Source organism: Streptomyces sp. NPDC127177 (assembly GCF_042672475.1).
Classification (GTDB): Bacteria; Actinomycetota; Actinomycetes; order Streptomycetales; family Streptomycetaceae; genus Streptomyces.
In genome coordinates this window covers 158,517-175,448 of the sequence record NZ_JBHXUW010000002.1, presented here as the reverse complement: position 1 = coordinate 175,448, position 16,932 = coordinate 158,517, and the positions used below count along the sequence as shown (strand labels likewise).

Genomic DNA, 16,932 nt, shown 5'->3' with positions numbered 1-16,932 from the left:
CCCCGGACCTCACGACGTCGGACGTCAGGGCACCGGGAACCAGGCCGCCAGGCGCTTCGCAATGACCGGTACAGCGACGTTGTCCTGCGCGACTTCCTCGACGAACGGGCCGGCAATCGAGACCGGCGGCGGGGCAGTACTGGCGCTGAGGCCGTTGACCCGCAGGAAGACACGCATGGCAAGCCAGGCGGTGCGTTTGTTGCCGTCAATCAGCGCGTGATTGCGGGCAACGGAGTGCAGCAGTGCCGCCGACTTCTCGTGCAGCGCGGGATATAGCTCGGCTCCGAACACGTTGGTGCGGGGCCGTTCGATAGCTGACACCAAAAGTCCCATGTCACGCACGCTGTGCTCGGTATCGTTGACCTTGCGAGCGATGGCCAGAATCTCGTCGATCTGGATGTGGCGCACTTCGGTCACTTCAGGTAGTCCAGGATCTCCGCATCGCTGTCCATGAGCTCGGCGAGGACATCCTCGACCTGCAGCTCGGCCCGGTTCTGGGCCTCACGGATGGCCTCAATGGCAAGTTCCTGCTTGCTGCGGCGCTCCCGACGAGCACGCTCAGTGAGCTTCGCGTCAAGATCGTCGGGGAGTCGGAGTGTCATCGCCATACAGCGATGATACCTGACCGGTATCTAGGCGACCAGGCGATACCAACCGCACCACCTACGTCGAGCAATACTTCCGCGGTCGCGCCTTCGATCCGACCTGGATCGCGGGCACCCAAGCGCGCCACATTGGACCTGTGCAGAGTTACTGGCCGCCATTGCATGACCATTTCTGGATAGCTCCAAGTTGTGACGAAGTGCTGGCCGAGTCGCCTCTCCGGGAGAAGCGGATCCCATCGAGGACAGGGAGTCATCGATGGGTGCGGTGACATTCATCCAGTCGTCGATGCCGGGCGTATGGATCTCGCTCGGTTGTGCATGCGGGAGGGCGGGGCGGTGGTGTCGATGGCACCGCGGTGGGTGCCCTTCTTCGGCGGGTGCAGCACGATCTTTCTTCATGACCGCCGCCCGTGATCCAGCCGTCCTGTATCCCGACATCGCAACTGAGGGCAGCCTCGCTGCGGCACTTCAGGCCGCAGCGGACAGGGACGGCCTCGCTGTTTCGTTCGAGGCTTCCGAGTCCAGTCCGCTGCTCCGCGCCTCGGTCACGAGCGTGGTTTCGCACCGGACGGTCCTGACTATCAGCGCTTGGGAGGTCAAACGTCGTTGGTCGATCTGCGGCCGCGAGCCGTTCCAGGACGTGTCGCTCGTGGAAGGAATCACGCAGGACCTCGCCCAGGTTGCTCGGGCATCACAGGCATGGCAGAACGGGGTAGAGCTGGCCGGTAGGGCACGGCCAGGACGAGCGTGACCCCCATCAACTCCCCCACTGACCGCAGGGTGATGGCAGCTCGGATCGGACCGGAGTCCCCAACACGGGTGTCGATCCGGACTCGAGGTCTATTGCCGCGGTTGCGACTCTGGGTGCTGGCCGACTGAGTACATGACGAAGCCCCCGGCCATCGGCGAATTCCCGGGGGCTCGTCGTCCGGTGGGGTCAGCTCACCGGCACGAGGCAAGTCACGTGAGCTCGGACCATGTGAGAACCAGGACCATCATTGGTCACAGAGAACTCGACGGTCCTGTCATCCACGTTCTTGGCTGTCCAGGCGACCTTGTCGTTACCTCCGGAGCCTTCGAGGTAGCGGCCCACGAGCTGAGATCCAGCCGGGCACTGTGCTGTCAGCACGAGACGTGCGTCAGGCACTGCGGCACCTTCCTGGCCGGAGACGTCGACAGCCTTGAACTGCGCTGCGTCGCCCTTGTCTCCCTTAGGTCCGGCCGGACCAGCAGCCCCGGTGTCGCCCTTAGCGCCTGTGTCTCCAGCGTCACCCTCGGGCCCTGCGGGGCCCTGAGGGCCGGTCATTCCTGTTTCTCCCCTGGGCCCGGTAGGGCCCGCATCACCCTTGGCCCCCTTGGGACCAGGGTCGCCGAGGTCCCCCTTGTCTCCCCTGTCTCCCTTGTCCCCCTTGACGCCGTTGGTGCTGGTGCCGTTCTTGCCCGGCTCTCCCTTTGGACCTGCGGGACCGGCAGGCCCCTGCGGACCCGTCTTACCGGGCTCACCCTTCGGGCCTCGCGGCCCTCCCTCTCCACGGTCTCCCTTGGGACCCTCATCGCCCTTATCTCCCTTGTCTCCCTTGTCCCCCTTGGGTCCGGGAGGACCGACCTTGCCGGCGTTGTCCGAGCAGACCGGGACCGGCCCGAGGTTCTGCGTGTACCGGGCACTGAGCCAGCCCTTGGGCGTCTTGTACCACGTGCTGTTGCCGCTCACGTTCTGGCCAGTGACCTTGCACACGAGCTGGACACGGGCGCCGCTGCGGTAGAAGCCGGTGACGACTGAGGTCGTGGCGGGCATCGAGCGGGCGTTCTGTCCGATGCGGGATACGACCTTGCCGGTCGAGCTTGCCGCGTGCGCTTCGGCGGTCATGACTGAGGTGGCCGTAAGCCCTGCGAGAAGGCCGATCGTCGCGCTTCTGGCGATGCGGGTTCTGATCATGGGCTGGATATTATGCGAATGACTTGATAATTCGTCACATAACACCCCATTCAGGAAGGAAGATAACTGACTGTCACCGCGTAGAGCGGTCACGACCAGAGCGCCAATGTCGCCGCCCTTTGATGCGTCCAACGCGTTCGCGTCAACGTCGGAAATCACCGCGCGGCGCAGGAGCCCGGCAGCCGCACTTCGGCCACATCAACATTCAGCTATACGGTTCCAGATAGGTCACCGGGACGCCCTGCTCATAGCGTTGGGCCCAGGATTCATTCAGACGACGGTCAGTGAACAAGCACACGAAGCCCCGGGGCGGCACGGGTGATCGTGATGGTGACCCGTCGTCCGCCAAGACCGTCATCAGTTCCTACAGCCCATCAACCACCGCTCCACACCGTCAGGTTGGAAATGGCTCACTGGATCGGCTCTTGTACCGGGCCGCCTCGGGGCCCCGAGCGACGATGTGCTGACACAACTGGTTATCAGGGCCACTTCGATGACGCACTCAAGCACTGCGGAGAGCTGCCGTCCGAGAAATCCACGCCAGGACCGGATCAGACAATGTTTGCCCTGCTGTGATTTCGACGGCGTACCGCAACTGACCAGCGGGTGCCCAACTTAGGCCAGCCCCACGTCCACATTCTCCCTGCGCTCGGACAGCCCTGGTGGACCTGCGTGGCACGCTCAACTGTGAGCAGGTAGTTGCAGGGCAAAGCGGCGGACGGCATCGGTGAAGGCATCCGGATCGTCGAAGTTCGCGAGATGTCTCGCCCGCGCGATCAGTTCGATGCGGGCGTCCGGATGCGCACGGACGAAGTCCATCTCGCCGGACCGGAAGACGGTGTCTTTCTCACCATTCAGGATGAGCACCGGAGCCGCCACATGACGCATCGCATTCGCGTCGAAGCGGCCCAGCACCTCGCCCCAGGCGGCCGGCAGAGTGTGGAAGGCGTAGCCGGAGCGGATGGTGGCGTCCACCACCTCGGGAGGGTAGAGCCGGCGCAGCAGCCTGTCATTCCAGCGGGTCAACCGGTCCGCCGGCATACGGGAGACAAGCCCGGCGACCCACCGGTACGGCGTTGCCCACGGACCACGAGTTGACGCGCTGGCCCCGGCGAGGACCAACCCCCGCAGCTGCTCCGGGCAACGCCGCGCGAACTCCAGCGAGGCGTATCCACCGAGCGAGTGCCCGACGACCAGAGCCGGCCCGCGGTCGAGCGAGTCCACCGCAGAAGCGATGACCTCCGTCGCCGCGTCCAGACTCCACGGTTGAGCAGAGCGGGCCCCGTGCCCCGGTAGGTCAACGGCGGCTACCCGGAAGTCCTTTTGGAGCACGGCGAGCTGTGGGCTCCATTGTCCCGCGCTGAACCGCGTCCCGTGTACGAAGATGATGGGCGGTGCATCCACAGCCGTCATGAGTCCCCCAGATCCGCGCTCTCCTCGTGCCGACTCTACTGGCGGGCAGCCCCCGGCGCCGAGACGCGGAAATTCCGGCCTACAAAGACGTTCGGCCTGGTCAGCTGCGTCGAGGAAACGGGGCATGACACATCATCACGGGCTGAGCTCAATGCACACGCGGCAGGCGGCAGGCGGCAGGCGGCAGGCGGCAGGCGGCACAGGTGACCGGCCGGACAGGTCCTCGTCGTTTCAGAATGAACTCGGCTTACCGGCTGGGCAGGAATGGCAGGGTGACGGGAATTTCGTGGTGCAGAGCGGCCCCGCCCGGTCACCCGCGCAGAGTGGCGGAATCGCCTGACCAGCGGGGCAACGCGCCTGATAACCCATCAGGACGAGCGTCACAATGCCTCGTAGAGCGTCATCCCAGCGTCAAGGTATCGCCCGTAACGCGCCGTCCCGACCTTCGCTGTCGGTGGTTTGCGGCTTTGCTGATCAAGGGCTCGCCCGGTCCTCGATCACTCCTCGGCGGTCGACCCTTGCAGCGGACCGGAGGCCAGGACTCTGGTGGCGAAGTTCGCCAACTGTTCCCGCATTCTCTCCCGCGGAATGCCCCCTTCTCCGGCCAGGTGCTCGACGAGGTCGGCTCGTGTGGCGGCGAGTAGGGCGTGGGTGGTGAAGTCGCTGTCGGTCAGGCCGGGGATCTGCTCCAGTACGGCTCGGAGCAGGCTGTGCCACCGCTCGTAGTGCTCCGCCTGGTACGGGCTGCCGCTCCCGCCTTCCTCCAAAGCCAGCGCGAGGCGCCGGTTGTCGAGTTTGAAGCACAGGATGGCATCGAGCAGGGCGGGTACGCGATCCCGCGGTGGGGTCGCGGGCCCCAGGGGTGGCGGGCCGGTCTCGACGGCCTGCCTGATCGGTTCGAGTCGTGACTCGTACAGCGCGCGGAGCAGCCCGGCGCGATCGCCGAAGGCCCGGAAGAGCGTGCCCTTGCCGACGCCGGCCGCTGCCGCGACGTCGGCCATGGTGACGTCCTCGGGACTCTCGCGGCGAGCGAAGAGAGCGTCGGCGGCCGCGAGCACGGCCTCCCGGTTGCGGTTGGCGTCCTTGCGAGACGACTGGCGTTCGGGCATGTCGCTCCTTCCATTTGCAAAACGGACCCGCGGTCCATATCGTCAAAGCGGACCAAGGGTCCGGATTCTATGACTGGAGGATACCCATGTCCGCACCGACCTCGCCGGCGGATCTATACCGCCACAGCCTGCGACTGCTACTCGACAAGGACATTGCCGCGTGGGTCGCCCTGTGGGCCGAGGACGGCCTCATGGAGTTCCCCTTCGCCCCCGACGGCTGGCCCCGGCGTCTGGAGGGCAAGGAGGCCATCGCCGCCTACATGCGCCACTACCCCGACCACATCGACCTGCACGACTTCCCCGACCTGCGGATCCACGAGACCACCGATCCGCAGACCATCGTGGTCGAGATGCGCGGCGTCGGCCGCATGGTGGAGAGCGACGCTCCCTTCGACATGACCTACATCGCCGTTGTGACCGTTCGAGACGGGCACATCACCTCCTACCGCGACTACTGGAACCCCCTCGCCGTCCAGGAACCCGGCGCCGACTTCACCGGGAGCAGCCGATGACCACCACCGGCACCACTCTGGTCGTCGGCGCCACCGGCACGACCGGAAGCCGCACCGCCGCACAGCTGACGGCCGCGGGTCACCGCGTCAAAGCCGCCAGCCGCCGGGCCACCCCGGTCGCCGGCGCCGAGCCGGTCCCCTTCGACTGGTACGACCCCGCCACCCACGCGGCGGCGCTCGACGGCGTCGACCGCGTCTACCTCATACCGCCCCTGGGAGACTCCGACCCCGTGGCGACCATGCTGCCGTTCCTCCATCAGGCCCGCGCCGCCGGCGTGCACCGCGCGGTGCTGCTGAGCTCCTCGGCTATCCCCGAGGGCGGCCCGGCGGTGGGGACGGTGCATCAGGCCCTGCCCGATCTCTTCGGACAGTGGGCGGTACTGCGGCCCTCGTGGTTCATGCAGAACTTCACCGGCACGCACGCGCACGCTCGCAGCATCCGGGACGAGGGCATCATCTGGACCGCCACTGCGAGCGGTCGGGTCGGCTTCGTCGACGCCGAGGACATCGCGGCCGTCGCCGTGCGCGCTCTAACCGACGAGCAAGCCCCCAACACCGATCTCGTCCTCACCGGACCCGAGGCACTCAGCCACGACGACATCTCCGCGGACATCACCGAGGTCACCGGTCGGCCCGTGGTCCACCACCGTCTGTCCTACGAGCAGATGCGCGACCGCCTCACGACGCAGGTGCCGGTGGAGTTCGCCGCAATGCTGGCCGGCATGGACCGTGCCATTGCCGAAGGGACGGAGGACCGCATCACCGACACCGTCCAGCGCCTCACCGGTCGGCCCCCGCGCACCTTCCGCGCCTTCCTTGAGGCGGAGATGCGATCCAGCGGATGATGTTCCAGGGCGATCAGCACTTCCGTTTGAGACCCTGCGTAAATCTCGGGCCGGCCGTCTGAGGAGGCTCGGAGGTCGGTGAAGTCGTCGCAACCGCCTCCCGGGTCACCTCCGGCGACTACGACGGCTGGACCACGCCTACCAGCGCGGTGTCGCCTGCTTCCGTGATGCCAATGCGCACCTCACGGGTGTCGCTCCCGTGGAGACGTATTGCGCGGCTACTTCTACCGGGCGGCAGGCGCCCCCGAGGGCTTGTACCTACTGGCCCCGGACTTAAGAACCCGCCGGGCCGATCGTCGATGGCCGGCATGGAGGGTCGTCGGGGTGAAGGCCGGTCAACTCCGCGACGGAGTCGACGGGGAGCCCGCGCGCTCGAAGGTGAGCCACGGCTCTGGTAACAAGTGGCTGCGTTCAGCGTAAGCGGGTCCGGGCTGGTTGGAGGGGGCGTCTCGTCGCCGAGCCCCTGCGGGGTGGCTCTGTGGGGCCACCCCGGTAGTAGTTCCAGGTCATGCGGGCGGTGGAGGACTGCGGATGTCGGAACTCCCCAGGCGCTGGCTGCTGCGGTCAGGCGTTCGGGAGTGGCTGTGCGCTCGCCACCCAGCGCGAGGAGATCGTCCATCTTCGGGTTTCCGCCGCCGGAACGAGGTGGGTGAGCCGCCTCCCCGCACCGCGAACCACCCTCATCGGGAGCTGCAGTTGATGGAGGCCCCCGTCAATCAGACAGCAGGCTCCGGCAATCGTGAGTTTGGACAGTTCGTGAGCACCCTGATGCTCCAGGACACCTGGGCAAACCCGAGTGGGTCGGCCTCCTCACACCCGCCGACCGGGGCGGCCTGAACCCGTTGTTCTGGCCCCACGTTCGCCCGTAGGGAGTCTCGACATGGACCCCCGTCTGAACTCACCGCGACGAGGCTTCCCGACCCCCGCGCCCCAACTGACGCCAAGCAGCCGGTAGTGGACCGTACGGACACGTGAGTTCGCCGTCCGAAGCCATCACCGCGCGGTGCGATGAGGTCGCTGCCGCTGTAAACAATGGCTACGGTTGCCGGGGCCGCCTCATCTAGGTTTGTCTGCACATCAACCGAGACAGCATCACGATGCTGGCGGATGGGGGAACGGGTGCGCGAGGACATGGCTGTCGGGGACCGCTACCACGTTCGGCGCGTGCTGGGCAGAGGCGGGCTCGGCGAAGTCTGGGAGGCTCTGGATCACAAACTCCACCGACGGGTTGCGATCAAGTTCGTCACCGGTGTCGCCCGGTATCCAGAAGCGGCTGGGCGATTCGCCCGCGAAGCCCGGACCCTCGCGTCGCTGAACCACGGCAGCATTGTCACCGTCCACGACGCTGGAACGGTCGACCACGAGGGCTACTCCCTGCCCTACGTTGTGATGGAGATGCTGAACGGCCTCACCTGGGAGACAGCGCAAGTGGACTCGGTTGTCGAAACCGGTTCCCGCCTGGCGGACGCGCTCGCACATGTCCATGAGGCGAAGATCGTGCACCGAGATGTCAAGCCCGCCAACATCATGATCTGTACAGACGGGCGCACCGTCCTGATGGACTTCGGCATCGCCCGCGACGACAACTCCCCCACCCGAACGGCCACGACCACCGGGAGGGCTTTCGGTACACCTGCCTATATGGCTCCCGAACAGCTCCAGGGAAGCGCTGCCACGCCTGCCTCGGACATCTACGCACTCGGACTCGTCCTGGTCGACAAACTCACAGGTCAGCGCACCCCCGCCGCGCACTTGACCGGGGCCGCCCGCGCCGCGCTCCCCAAACACCTGGAACTGCTACTTACCCGCATGACATCCCAACGCCCCCAGGACCGGCCACCCGCCGCCGAATGCGTACAAGCGCTGCGCGCCACCGAGCCCCAGCAGCCGCCTGCCACCCACAGGGTGCGCATCGACGTCGAGTCGCACCGTGCCTGGATGGGCGAGGAGGAACTCCAGCTCACCTCAAAGGAGTTCGACCTGCTGCGGGTGCTGGTGCGGAACGCGGGGCGGATCGTCACCCACGATCAGCTGATGCGCGAGGTCTGGGCCACCACGTGGTGGACGTCGACCAAGACGCTCGACGTGCATATCTCCCGGCTCCGCGAGAAGCTCGGCGACGATGCGGCGAACCCCCGCTACATCACCACGGTCGGCCACCGCGGCTTCCGCTTTGGGAAGTCCTGACCCACATCGGCGTCGTGGCACTGCTCGCCATCGTCGACGCCAGCCGACGGACGCACTTTTTGCCCGGACCGCGCCTCGGGCCGAGATCGCCACCGGCGGCAGCAGCGCGGCTTCCCCCGTTGTCTGTGCGACCTCACGACCACCGCAGGCAAGTGGCCTATGTCACGCATACGCCCTCGGAATGCAACACGCTCGACGACCTGCGTCGCAAACAGTGCGTCGGAGAGCGAACCGCTCAATCGCCACACGGAGTCATCCGCACACGGCCTCTGCGAACGCAAGGCGCACCTTTGCCCGGTTCGTCGCCCGCCGCCCAGGCGGCACGATCGCCGGCGCACTTGCGTACCGGCACCACAGCGTTCAAATCTTCGAAGGCTACGCAGGGACCATCGAGGCCGGCTTCCGGGCGGAGGTCGAAAGCGAACAGGCCCTCGCCAGAGGCCAGCACCTCATGGCCATGATCGACGCTCACGAGCAGACCGCGCGCTGAGCGGACCGACAGCAGAAGAAGCCGCCGAGAGACTGAGCATTTTCAGAGTGACCACCGGTCGGGTGACGGTGCGGTGTGGGATCGGGGTGCGCAACGGACCGTTCACTCCTCAGTTGCTCCGTAGAGGGCAGACAGAAGTCGAGCGGCGAGCACGCTGGTCATACAGTCCTTCCATCCGTAGGCGATGGACTGGGCTTCCGGCCTACCAAGATCTGGCGGACGCCCCGGTGTCACGACGCACCGACCCACTGACCATGAGGAGTGACAATCTGCATGCCGCACACAACGACGCCCGACGGGATCGGTATCGCCTACCAGGTCCAGGGGGAGGGGACGGCGCCGCTGGTTCTGCTGGCGGGCCAGGCGAACAACCACCACTGGTGGGACGCGGTGCGCGATGACTTCCACGCCGACCGCAGCACCATCACGTTCGACTACCGCGGCACGGGGCAGAGCGACAAGCCCGACACCCCCTACAGCACCGACCTCTTCGCACTGGACGTGATCGCGGTACTCGACGACCTCGGTGTCGACCGGGCCGATGTCTACGGCACTTCCATGGGCGGGCGCGTGGCCCAACAGCTCGCAGCCCGCCATCCGGACCGGGTGCGCGCCCTGGTGCTCGGGTGCACCTCGCCCGGAGGACCGCACGCCGTCGAACGCACCAACGAGGTGCGTCGGTCGCTGGTGCAGACGCAACCGGGTGCGGCACGGCGGGCCCTGCTGGAGCTGATGTACACCCCGGCCTGGCTGGCGGCGAACCCCGGCCCGCACCAGACGCTCGGCGACCCGGGTATGCCCGCCCACGCCCAGCGCCGCCACCTTGCGGCCAGCAACCAGCACGACGCGTGGCAGCTCCTGCCGGACATCGGCGCACCTACGCTGGTCGTGCACGGCACCGACGACCTGCTCAACCCGCCGGCCAACGCCCCTCTGCTCGCGGACCGTATCCCCGGCGCCCACCTGCAGATGATCCCAGGAGCACGGCACGCCTATTTCGAGGAGTTCCGCGCCGTCGCGAGCCAGCTCGTCCTGGACTTCCTCACCACCCTGCCGCGACGGTGAGGACGGGCCGACACTCGCACGGCACCGCTGACGGGAGCAAGCGACCGGGCCAACTCGAGTTCCTGCCAACCTCTTCCAACCGGTTCCGCAGCTCACTCCGTTCACGCTGCCAACGGCACTCACCGCAGACTTCGTCCGAATGAAGGTCCCCTCCCGCATCGCCTGAATTTCCATGGCAACAACGGGCACTGTGGGCTGGGTCACGCAGTCGCTACACCACGGGAGAACCGCGTGCACCGGGACCTGATCGAGCGGCAGCGAGCCGTACTCGCCTGGGTGAGGCAAGGGTGCCTCAGAGGGGTTTGGCCGGACAGCACATACAAGGTCAGCGCTCAGTGCGTTGTGGCAAACCGGATCTCGTTCGAGGTTTCCGGCGGCGGGTGATCGTCTGGACGGAGGTTCGGGTGCGGTCTCGAACTTGAAAGAACGGGCTCCCTTCCAGCAACCCCAACATCGACGTCATCGCGCACCCCTCGACGATCAGGCGGAATGAAGACGCGGGATCTCTCTCTCCTCCGAGCGAAACCAATGCCTGACCAGCGGAATTCAGCGATCATGTTCGGTTGAGCTGAAGACAAGCCAGCGGCGGTGCGCCGATCTGTGGGGCGTTGCCTGATGTCATCGCACCAGCTCTCCTCATAGTTCGGCGTCGCCCCACTCCTTGACGACCACCTCGTCACCGACTGACAGCTTCCCCGGCGTGATCACGGAGAACTTCGCGCCGAACACTACGCCCCCGCTCGCCGCTCGCCGGTAGCCGGCGAGCGTGCGCAAGGGCTCCGGCCCCTGCCGCGCCCCAGCCCCCTGCGCAACCAGGGTGACGGCACAGCGCACCGCGAGCTTGGCATAGCCCAACTCGGCACCGCCGATGGTGATGCGGCGTGCACGGTCCTCGGCGTGCGGCAGTGCCGTCCAGTCGCCCTCCCCCTCGCTCTCGTGACTGTCGTGGCTGTCGACGACGATGTTCGGGCGGAAGCGGTTCATCGGCAGGGGTGGGGCACCTCGCTCGGCCATCCGCCGGTTGAGGAGGGCGAGGGAGGCGCGGGACAGCAGGTGCACGGCACTGCTGTCGGCATAGCCGGACGGGCCAGGGATCAGGCCATCGGCGATCCGGTCATGTTCCGGCGGCACACGGACCAGACGACTGGGGGTACCGAGGACCTCCGAGAGCCAGGCGGCGACGTCGTCACCCTGGTCGATCCCCTGGAAGGCGGTTCCGAACAGATCGACGTCACGGCGTGGCGCGGACGTCGTCACATCGAGACGGACTGTGCCGTGACCTTCCATGCTGTCGTCAGACTCGAGTGTGAGCCGGGTGCCGTCGGCGCTGACGGCGGGCCGGATCAGCGCGAGGCGAGGGTGCCTGCGCTGCGTGCGGAAGATTCCGTCCTCGCTGATGACCATGAAGCTGCGGTCGTGCGCGAGGCCCGCCGGCGTCAGGAGCGCATCGCTCATGGACGTGCCGGCGCACCCCTTGACGGGATAGAAGATCAGATTCACAACGTTGGCCATGTGCCGCCCCCTTGAGCCCCAGGACTACCGGCGGGTTCCATCCCCCGAATCAGGATCGGATCCCGAATTCGACCACCATCACAGAGAAGTCCTGTGTCGTCGGTGGTAGGACCAGGCCACCGCTGCCAGGAGCGGGCCCCACAGCAGGAGTGGCGCGTAGGCGGCGACGAAGAGGGCTTCGCCGGCCGAGATGCCAGGATCCGGACTGGGGGAGGTCAGCAGTCCTCCGAAGAAGAGGACCCACCACAGGAAGGTGACCGCGAAAGCTCCCAGCGAAGCTGCGAGGACCGCGATCCTGTGGTCGACTGGACCGCCTCCGAGAAACGGAATCCAGCGGGGCATCACTTCCCCCCAAGGCCGTACCAGGCCCAGCGTGAGGTAGGAGGCGACTTCCGCGACCGCACCGATCAGCAGTACGTAAGCCAGGCCGATCAGAGGGGAGTTGTGCGGGAAGGCGGCGAGAAACTCTTCTTGCTCCATCACCCCGACCGGCACCCCGAGCACGAGCGCGACGCGCCACACCCCGGAGGGGACGGTTGACCAGGCCGCGACACGCGCGGCCCGCACGGCCCAGCGCGGAGGCGGCGGGACCGGCAGCACGCGGGATTCGGGCGGGGCGGGATCCGGCGGCGTCATGATGCGAGTCTCTCCCACCGCCGGGCCCGGCACGTCACCCTGCATAATGATCCGCCTCCACCGCACGGGGGAGCACGGCCAGCAGCTCTGGGGTGACTGGTGGCTGCGGGGCCTGACGTTGGAACAAAGGCGTTGAATGTGTCGGTGGGTGAGTGCGTTGTGGCAAAACGGATCTCGTTCGAGGTTTCCGGCGGCGGGTGATCGTCTGGACGGAGGTTCGGGTGCGGTCTCGGGCATGAAAGAACGGGCTCCTTGGTAGTGACGCGGTTACGACACCAGCACGACCAAGGAAGCCCGTTGCTGAATCAGTTGAGCAGTTTCACTGTGCCTGCGTCCACCGCGGCCTCCCCTGGGTGTGACTGCTACGTGCACAGGTTCGGTTCGATTGCTCCGGGACAGCGGGTGCGGTGCCATCCCAGTGACATGACGGATGCGGAGTGGGCCGAGGTCCGCTCCGTGATGCCGGTGCGGCCTGGCTTCTGAAGCGGGCGGACTCCCGGAGGCGTTCTGCCATCGCGAGATGCTCGACGCGGTGCGTTACCTCGTCGACAACGGTGTGAAGTGGACGGCTCTGCCGGTCGACTTCCCTTATTGGCGGGCGGTCTACGATTTCTTCCGCCGCTGGCGGGCCTGCGATTACGCGCGTGAACTCTACGAACGCCTGCGCCGCACGACGCGGGAACGCTCAGGGCGCAACGCCGAGCCCAGCGGGGGGATCATCGACAGCCAGTCGGTGGACGCCTCCGAAACCGTAGGTGAGGACAGTCGCGGATACGACGGCGGCAAGTTCTCCTGCCTCGCACTCGCCTCACGCCGTTCCATCAACCCCAGCACCGACGGCATCACAACCTCCTCGATCAACAACAGGCCGCCCGCTGTCTGCCCCTACCCCACAACGATCACGCCCCGCAGACGAAGAAGCCCCTGCTCATCGAACAGGGCCTCCCTTTGCCGCAACGCACTCAGGCTCTGCAAAGCCGAGGGCTGATCAAGGTCATCAGACGCCGTGGGCATTGGGACGCCCAACTCACCGACGAGGGGCAGCAGCATCTCGCTGACAGCGGCCGTGGCAAAGTCCAGGTACGCGTTCAGTCGAATCCATACTGATGGCCACGGGAAATCCCGGTGGGCGGCCGTCCGACCTATTGCGTTCGGCGACTCACGCGCGCTGAGCGAGCCACGAGATTTCTGGCGTCGGAGCTACCGGGCCGGTGGACCGGCGAGGCGGTCGCCGGACAGTAGCGTGCCTGCCTGCTTGACATGCCGTAGGACAGGTGAGACTTCCATGCTCTGCAGGCCAGGCAGTCCCCCGATGCGATCTGACGTGAACTCGAAGAGTTCGTCGAGGTCCCGGCAGTGGGCGACGGCATGGATGTTGTACGGGCCGGATATGGCCGCGGCGAAGGCGATCTCGGGTTCTCGTGCCAGCGAGCGTCCGACTTTCTTCACCTGTGACGGGTGTACTCGAAGCCACAGGTTGGCCCGTGCGTGATAGCCCAAGGCTGCCGGGGCGATCTCGATGTCGATGTGGACGACGCGATGCAGGAGCAGGACGCGGAGGCGGCGGGAGACGCGACCTGGTGTGGAGTCCGCCGCTGTGGCGAGCTCGACGAGACTGGCCCGGCCGTCCGCAGCGAGCATTTCGAGCATCGCCTCGTCTTCGGTGGTGAGGTGTACGGGGTCGTCCGTGACGGCCGGAGACTCTGTGAACGGAGGGCTGTCGCTTCCGAGCATGGCTTCCTCCTGCGGCGTCAGTGTGCCGTGGAGCGCGGCCCAGTAGTGGCCGCGGCCTCCCATGAACTGGCGGAGCATGGCGAAGGCGTTGATGTCGAGTACCGCCGCGGTGCGCGGCAGCCGCTGGCCGAGGAGTTCTTCCCGCTGCGCTTGGTCCCGTGACTGCGTCGCGCAGGTGACTTCGGAGCCGGCTGCGCCCAGGGCTACCCAGTTCACATCGTCTCGCTTGGCGAGTGCGCCCGCGATCGCCGCTGCGCTGCCGGGCCGGCAGCGCAGTCGTACCAGCCATCTGCTCTGCCCCAGCGCTCCTGGGTTGACGACGCCGACAACGCGGATGACGCCGTCGGTGTGCAGGCGCCGATACCGGCGCCTGACGGCGCCCTCGGTGAGGCCGAGCGCAGCTGCCATCGAGGCGAAGGAGGCTCTCGGGGCGACCTGCAGTGCGCGAATGATTCGCACATCGTCGGGCTGAATCGCGATGGATCCAGGCACTGATACATCCGCCATAGCGGGAATCCTACAAAACGATCTGTCTGGATCGCACATGCGGCGCCATGCCAAGCAGACTTGTTCCGTACCGATGAAGAGCCACAGCAGCGCGTACTTCGAGGCCGCCCCGAGGCGGTCTCGGTAAAGGACGCACGAAGTGAGCTCGCCATGTAAAGGAACGGAGATGGTGCTGTATGTCATCGACTGTCACAGGGCAGCACGTGCCGACCGCCCTCATCGTCGGGGCCTCGCGCGGCCTCGGCCACGCGATGGCGGCTGAATTCCTCGGCCGGGGCTGGAACGTCATCGGCACGGTACGCGACCCTTCCGCGCACACACCCCTGCACGATCTCGCCGCCCGGGCCGGCGGCCGCGTCACCGTCGAGCATCTCGACATCAACGAGCCCGCCCACCTTGCGCCCCTGCACGAGCATCTTACGAACCGCCGGCTTGACCTGCTCCTCGTCAACGCCGGCACCACGAAAAGCGAGCAGACGCCCATCGGCAAGGTGGCGACAGACGACTTCGTCGAGGTGATGATCACCAATGCTCTCAGCCCCATGCGCGTCATCGAGGCGCTCGAAGACCTGGTGTCCCCCACCGGCCTCATCGGGGCGATGTCGTCCGGACAGGGCAGCATCACGAACAACACGACCGCGGGCCGCGAGGTCTACCGGGGAAGCAAAGCTGCCTTGAACATGTTCATGCGTAGTTTCGCCGTCCGGCAGGCCGACACGCAGCGAGGCTTCGCCGTCCTGGCACCGGGCTGGATCCGCACCGCGCTCGGGGGGCCGGATGCTCCGTACACCGTGGAGGAGAGTGTCCCGCTGCTCGTGGACGTCCTGCTGTCCAAGCTGGGCACGCCTGGTCTGGCCTTCCTGGATCGCTCGGGTCAGACCGTGCCCTGGTAAACCCTGCCGGGCGCCCCCTGCGGACGGTCTGACGGCCAGCAGGCGCCATAGCGATTCCATGTCACTCGGAAGCACCCCCATCACCAGCGCGTGGCACGGCCGTGGCGCAGGAAACCGCAGAGGATGACGCCCGTGTCTCTCATCGCTATCGAAGAACACTGGATCACGCCGGCCGTGACGTCCGCCCTCCGAGCTGTGCCGCAGCCTGACGAGAGCCTCGTCTTCAACGGGCGGGGCGACAACCAGGAACGTCTGGAGGACCTCGGGGCCGGCCGCATCGCAGCCATGGACGCTCAGGGAATCGACGTGTCCGTCCTGGCTCTGACGCCGCCGGGAGTCCAGCCGCTGCCGCCCAGCACGGCACTGCCTCTGAGCCGCGCCGCCAACGACATGGCTACAGCGGCCGTCGCCCGACACCCGGACCGCTTCCGAGCGCTGTCCACTCTCCCCATGTCGTCACCGAAGGACGTCGCGGGCGAGCTGGAGCGAGCTGCGGGCATGGGGCATGTAGGCACCATGGTCTACGGCCGATCGGGCGACCGGTTTCTCGACGACCCCGCCTATGACGACTTCTTCTCCGCCGCATCAGAACTCGGCCAGCCCGTGTTCATCCATCCGCAGCTGCCCTCGACCGCAGCCCGAGATGCCTCATACCGCGGATTCGACCCCACGACGGAGCTCGCCCTCGCCACATTTGGGTGGGGATGGCACCTGGACACCGCGATCGCGGCGCTCCGGCTGGTGCTGCGAGGAACGTTCGACCGCCATCCCGACCTTCAAGTCGTGCTCGGCCACTGGGGCGAGATGCTGCTCTTCTGGCTCGACCGAGCTGACAGTCTTTCCCGCATCGCAGGTCTGGAGCGATCCGTATCAGACTACGTCCGGTCAAACTTCTATATCACTACCTCCGGCATGCTCAATCCGGCACTCCTGCAGCACGCCCTCTCCGTCACCTCCGTCGACCGGTTGATCTTCTCGACCGACTACCCGTTCCAACGGCCGACCAGGGAAGAAATCGATTCCTTCCTGAGTCACTTCTCGTCGGACGCGGAACGCGAGCAGTTCTCCTCGGCCAACGCGGCATCTTTGTACGGAATTGCCTTCTAAAGGCTGCCCCCTAATCCCCGGCGGGCGCGCGACGCCGGCTACGGCGCCGCGCGCTGATCCACCAGGGACTACGGGACAGCCTTTAGCCCATGCCGCACACATCCACGCCTATCGCGTCCAGCACCTCGGAAAACAGACGGACGCATGGCACGAAGCCAAGCACCTGACCGAATTCGTCACAGCGGTACGCGACCACGCCGCATCCCTGCCACCCGGACAGGAAAAGACCGAGATCGAGGAGTGGCTCGCGTTCGTAGACGCCCACCTTCAGCAACCCACCAAAGCCGCCTCGGCGCCGAAGCCACCCACGCTGCCGCACCCCAGCCGCGCAGATCTTGAGCCGTACCTCGCCACCGTGAAGTCATCCGCGAACCGAGCTCA

At 66.6% G+C, this 16,932-nt stretch carries 15 protein-coding genes and 2 pseudogenes; 9 read left to right on the top strand and 8 right to left on the bottom strand.

The window, feature by feature from the left end; translation table 11 throughout:
* Positions 1–24: 24 nt before the first annotated feature.
* Both ACFVJX_RS03155 and ACFVJX_RS03150 read right to left on the bottom strand, forming a co-directional pair.
* On the bottom strand, positions 25–417 hold the full coding sequence (locus ACFVJX_RS03155) for a type II toxin-antitoxin system death-on-curing family toxin (RefSeq protein ID WP_384125278.1): 393 nt from the start codon (positions 415–417) through the stop codon (positions 25–27).
* Positions 414–608 (bottom strand): hypothetical protein, encoded by a 195-nt coding sequence (locus ACFVJX_RS03150; protein WP_384125276.1) that lies wholly within the window; start codon positions 606–608, stop codon positions 414–416. Before ACFVJX_RS03150 ends, ACFVJX_RS03155 begins: the two co-directional genes overlap by 4 nt.
* Positions 609–1,002: 394 nt before the next feature.
* Here ACFVJX_RS03150 and ACFVJX_RS03145 point away from each other — a divergent pair, with 394 nt between their 5' ends.
* Positions 1,003–1,356, top strand: a complete 354-nt coding sequence (locus tag ACFVJX_RS03145) for a hypothetical protein (protein ID WP_384125274.1) — start codon at positions 1,003–1,005, stop codon at positions 1,354–1,356.
* Positions 1,357–1,542: 186 nt separating this feature from the next.
* Here ACFVJX_RS03145 and ACFVJX_RS03140 read toward each other — a convergent pair whose 3' ends face one another.
* The 3 genes from ACFVJX_RS03140 to ACFVJX_RS03130 form a co-directional block, all read right to left on the bottom strand.
* Positions 1,543–2,541 carry a hypothetical protein gene (locus tag ACFVJX_RS03140; protein WP_384125272.1) on the bottom strand — a complete coding sequence of 333 codons (999 nt, stop codon included), beginning with the start codon at positions 2,539–2,541 and terminating at the stop codon, positions 1,543–1,545.
* A gap of 681 nt (positions 2,542–3,222) precedes the next feature.
* Positions 3,223–3,954, bottom strand: coding sequence for an alpha/beta fold hydrolase (locus tag ACFVJX_RS03135; RefSeq protein WP_384125270.1), 732 nt, complete (start codon positions 3,952–3,954; stop codon positions 3,223–3,225).
* Positions 3,955–4,451: 497 nt separating this feature from the next.
* Entirely contained in the window at positions 4,452–5,063 is a 612-nt protein-coding gene (locus tag ACFVJX_RS03130) for a TetR/AcrR family transcriptional regulator (protein ID WP_384125268.1), read from the bottom strand.
* Between the two features lie 86 nt (positions 5,064–5,149).
* Here ACFVJX_RS03130 and ACFVJX_RS03125 point away from each other — a divergent pair, with 86 nt between their 5' ends.
* From ACFVJX_RS03125 to ACFVJX_RS03105, 5 genes and pseudogenes are all read left to right on the top strand, one after another.
* Positions 5,150–5,575, top strand: coding sequence for a nuclear transport factor 2 family protein (locus tag ACFVJX_RS03125; RefSeq protein WP_384125266.1), 426 nt, complete (start codon positions 5,150–5,152; stop codon positions 5,573–5,575).
* Positions 5,572–6,420, top strand: coding sequence for an NAD(P)H-binding protein (locus tag ACFVJX_RS03120; RefSeq protein WP_384125264.1), 849 nt, complete (start codon positions 5,572–5,574; stop codon positions 6,418–6,420). Before ACFVJX_RS03125 ends, ACFVJX_RS03120 begins: the two co-directional genes overlap by 4 nt.
* 1,032 nt (positions 6,421–7,452) lie before the next feature.
* Positions 7,453–8,169 (top strand): annotated as a pseudogene (locus ACFVJX_RS03115) (serine/threonine-protein kinase); the annotation flags it as partial.
* Between the two features lie 120 nt (positions 8,170–8,289).
* Positions 8,290–8,607, top strand: a pseudogene (locus ACFVJX_RS03110) (winged helix-turn-helix domain-containing protein); the annotation flags it as partial.
* Positions 8,608–9,370: 763 nt separating this feature from the next.
* A complete protein-coding gene (locus tag ACFVJX_RS03105; protein WP_384125262.1) occupies positions 9,371–10,162 on the top strand; it encodes an alpha/beta fold hydrolase in 792 nt (263 codons plus the stop codon).
* A gap of 636 nt (positions 10,163–10,798) precedes the next feature.
* On the opposite strand, the gene ACFVJX_RS03100 is transcribed toward ACFVJX_RS03105, so the two are convergent.
* Together ACFVJX_RS03100 and ACFVJX_RS03095 are read right to left on the bottom strand one after the other, a co-directional pair.
* Positions 10,799–11,674, bottom strand: coding sequence for an MOSC domain-containing protein (locus ACFVJX_RS03100; RefSeq protein ID WP_384125260.1), 876 nt, complete (start codon positions 11,672–11,674; stop codon positions 10,799–10,801).
* A 78-nt stretch (positions 11,675–11,752) separates the two neighbouring features.
* Positions 11,753–12,310, bottom strand: coding sequence for a hypothetical protein (locus tag ACFVJX_RS03095; RefSeq protein ID WP_384125258.1), 558 nt, complete (start codon positions 12,308–12,310; stop codon positions 11,753–11,755).
* Positions 12,311–12,830: 520 nt separating this feature from the next.
* Here ACFVJX_RS03095 and ACFVJX_RS03090 point away from each other — a divergent pair.
* Complete coding sequence (locus ACFVJX_RS03090; protein ID WP_384125256.1) at positions 12,831–13,298, top strand: transposase; 468 nt, start codon at positions 12,831–12,833, stop codon at positions 13,296–13,298.
* Between the two features lie 212 nt (positions 13,299–13,510).
* Here the strand turns inward: ACFVJX_RS03090 and ACFVJX_RS03085 are convergent, their stop codons facing one another.
* Positions 13,511–14,551, bottom strand: a complete 1,041-nt coding sequence (locus tag ACFVJX_RS03085; RefSeq protein WP_384125254.1) for an Lrp/AsnC family transcriptional regulator — start codon at positions 14,549–14,551, stop codon at positions 13,511–13,513.
* A 176-nt stretch (positions 14,552–14,727) separates the two neighbouring features.
* Between ACFVJX_RS03085 and ACFVJX_RS03080 the strand changes: the two genes are divergently transcribed.
* Together ACFVJX_RS03080 and ACFVJX_RS03075 are read left to right on the top strand one after the other, a co-directional pair.
* Complete coding sequence (locus ACFVJX_RS03080) at positions 14,728–15,444, top strand: SDR family NAD(P)-dependent oxidoreductase (protein WP_384125252.1); 717 nt, start codon at positions 14,728–14,730, stop codon at positions 15,442–15,444.
* A 132-nt stretch (positions 15,445–15,576) separates the two neighbouring features.
* Positions 15,577–16,551 (top strand): amidohydrolase family protein, encoded by a 975-nt coding sequence (locus ACFVJX_RS03075; RefSeq protein ID WP_384125250.1) that lies wholly within the window; start codon positions 15,577–15,579, stop codon positions 16,549–16,551.
* The last annotated feature ends 381 nt before the right edge of the window (positions 16,552–16,932 follow it).

Bases quoted from the DNA above. Each gene is read 5' to 3' on its own strand.
- ACFVJX_RS03120 (WP_384125264.1), top strand. From the start codon at position 5,572: ATGACCACCACCGGCACCACTCTGGTCGTCGGCGCCACCGGCACGACC.
- ACFVJX_RS03095 (WP_384125258.1), bottom strand. From the start codon at position 12,310: ATGACGCCGCCGGATCCCGCCCCGCCCGAATCCCGCGTGCTGCCGGTC.
- ACFVJX_RS03125 (WP_384125266.1), top strand. From the start codon at position 5,150: ATGTCCGCACCGACCTCGCCGGCGGATCTATACCGCCACAGCCTGCGA.
- ACFVJX_RS03085 (WP_384125254.1), bottom strand. From the start codon at position 14,551: ATGGCGGATGTATCAGTGCCTGGATCCATCGCGATTCAGCCCGACGAT.
- ACFVJX_RS03130 (WP_384125268.1), bottom strand. From the start codon at position 5,063: ATGCCCGAACGCCAGTCGTCTCGCAAGGACGCCAACCGCAACCGGGAG.
- ACFVJX_RS03135 (WP_384125270.1), bottom strand. From the start codon at position 3,954: ATGACGGCTGTGGATGCACCGCCCATCATCTTCGTACACGGGACGCGG.
- ACFVJX_RS03105 (WP_384125262.1), top strand. From the start codon at position 9,371: ATGCCGCACACAACGACGCCCGACGGGATCGGTATCGCCTACCAGGTC.
- ACFVJX_RS03150 (WP_384125276.1), bottom strand. From the start codon at position 608: ATGGCGATGACACTCCGACTCCCCGACGATCTTGACGCGAAGCTCACT.
- ACFVJX_RS03140 (WP_384125272.1), bottom strand. From the start codon at position 2,541: ATGATCAGAACCCGCATCGCCAGAAGCGCGACGATCGGCCTTCTCGCA.
- ACFVJX_RS03100 (WP_384125260.1), bottom strand. From the start codon at position 11,674: ATGGCCAACGTTGTGAATCTGATCTTCTATCCCGTCAAGGGGTGCGCC.
- ACFVJX_RS03145 (WP_384125274.1), top strand. From the start codon at position 1,003: ATGACCGCCGCCCGTGATCCAGCCGTCCTGTATCCCGACATCGCAACT.
- ACFVJX_RS03090 (WP_384125256.1), top strand. From the start codon at position 12,831: ATGCTCGACGCGGTGCGTTACCTCGTCGACAACGGTGTGAAGTGGACG.
- ACFVJX_RS03080 (WP_384125252.1), top strand. From the start codon at position 14,728: ATGTCATCGACTGTCACAGGGCAGCACGTGCCGACCGCCCTCATCGTC.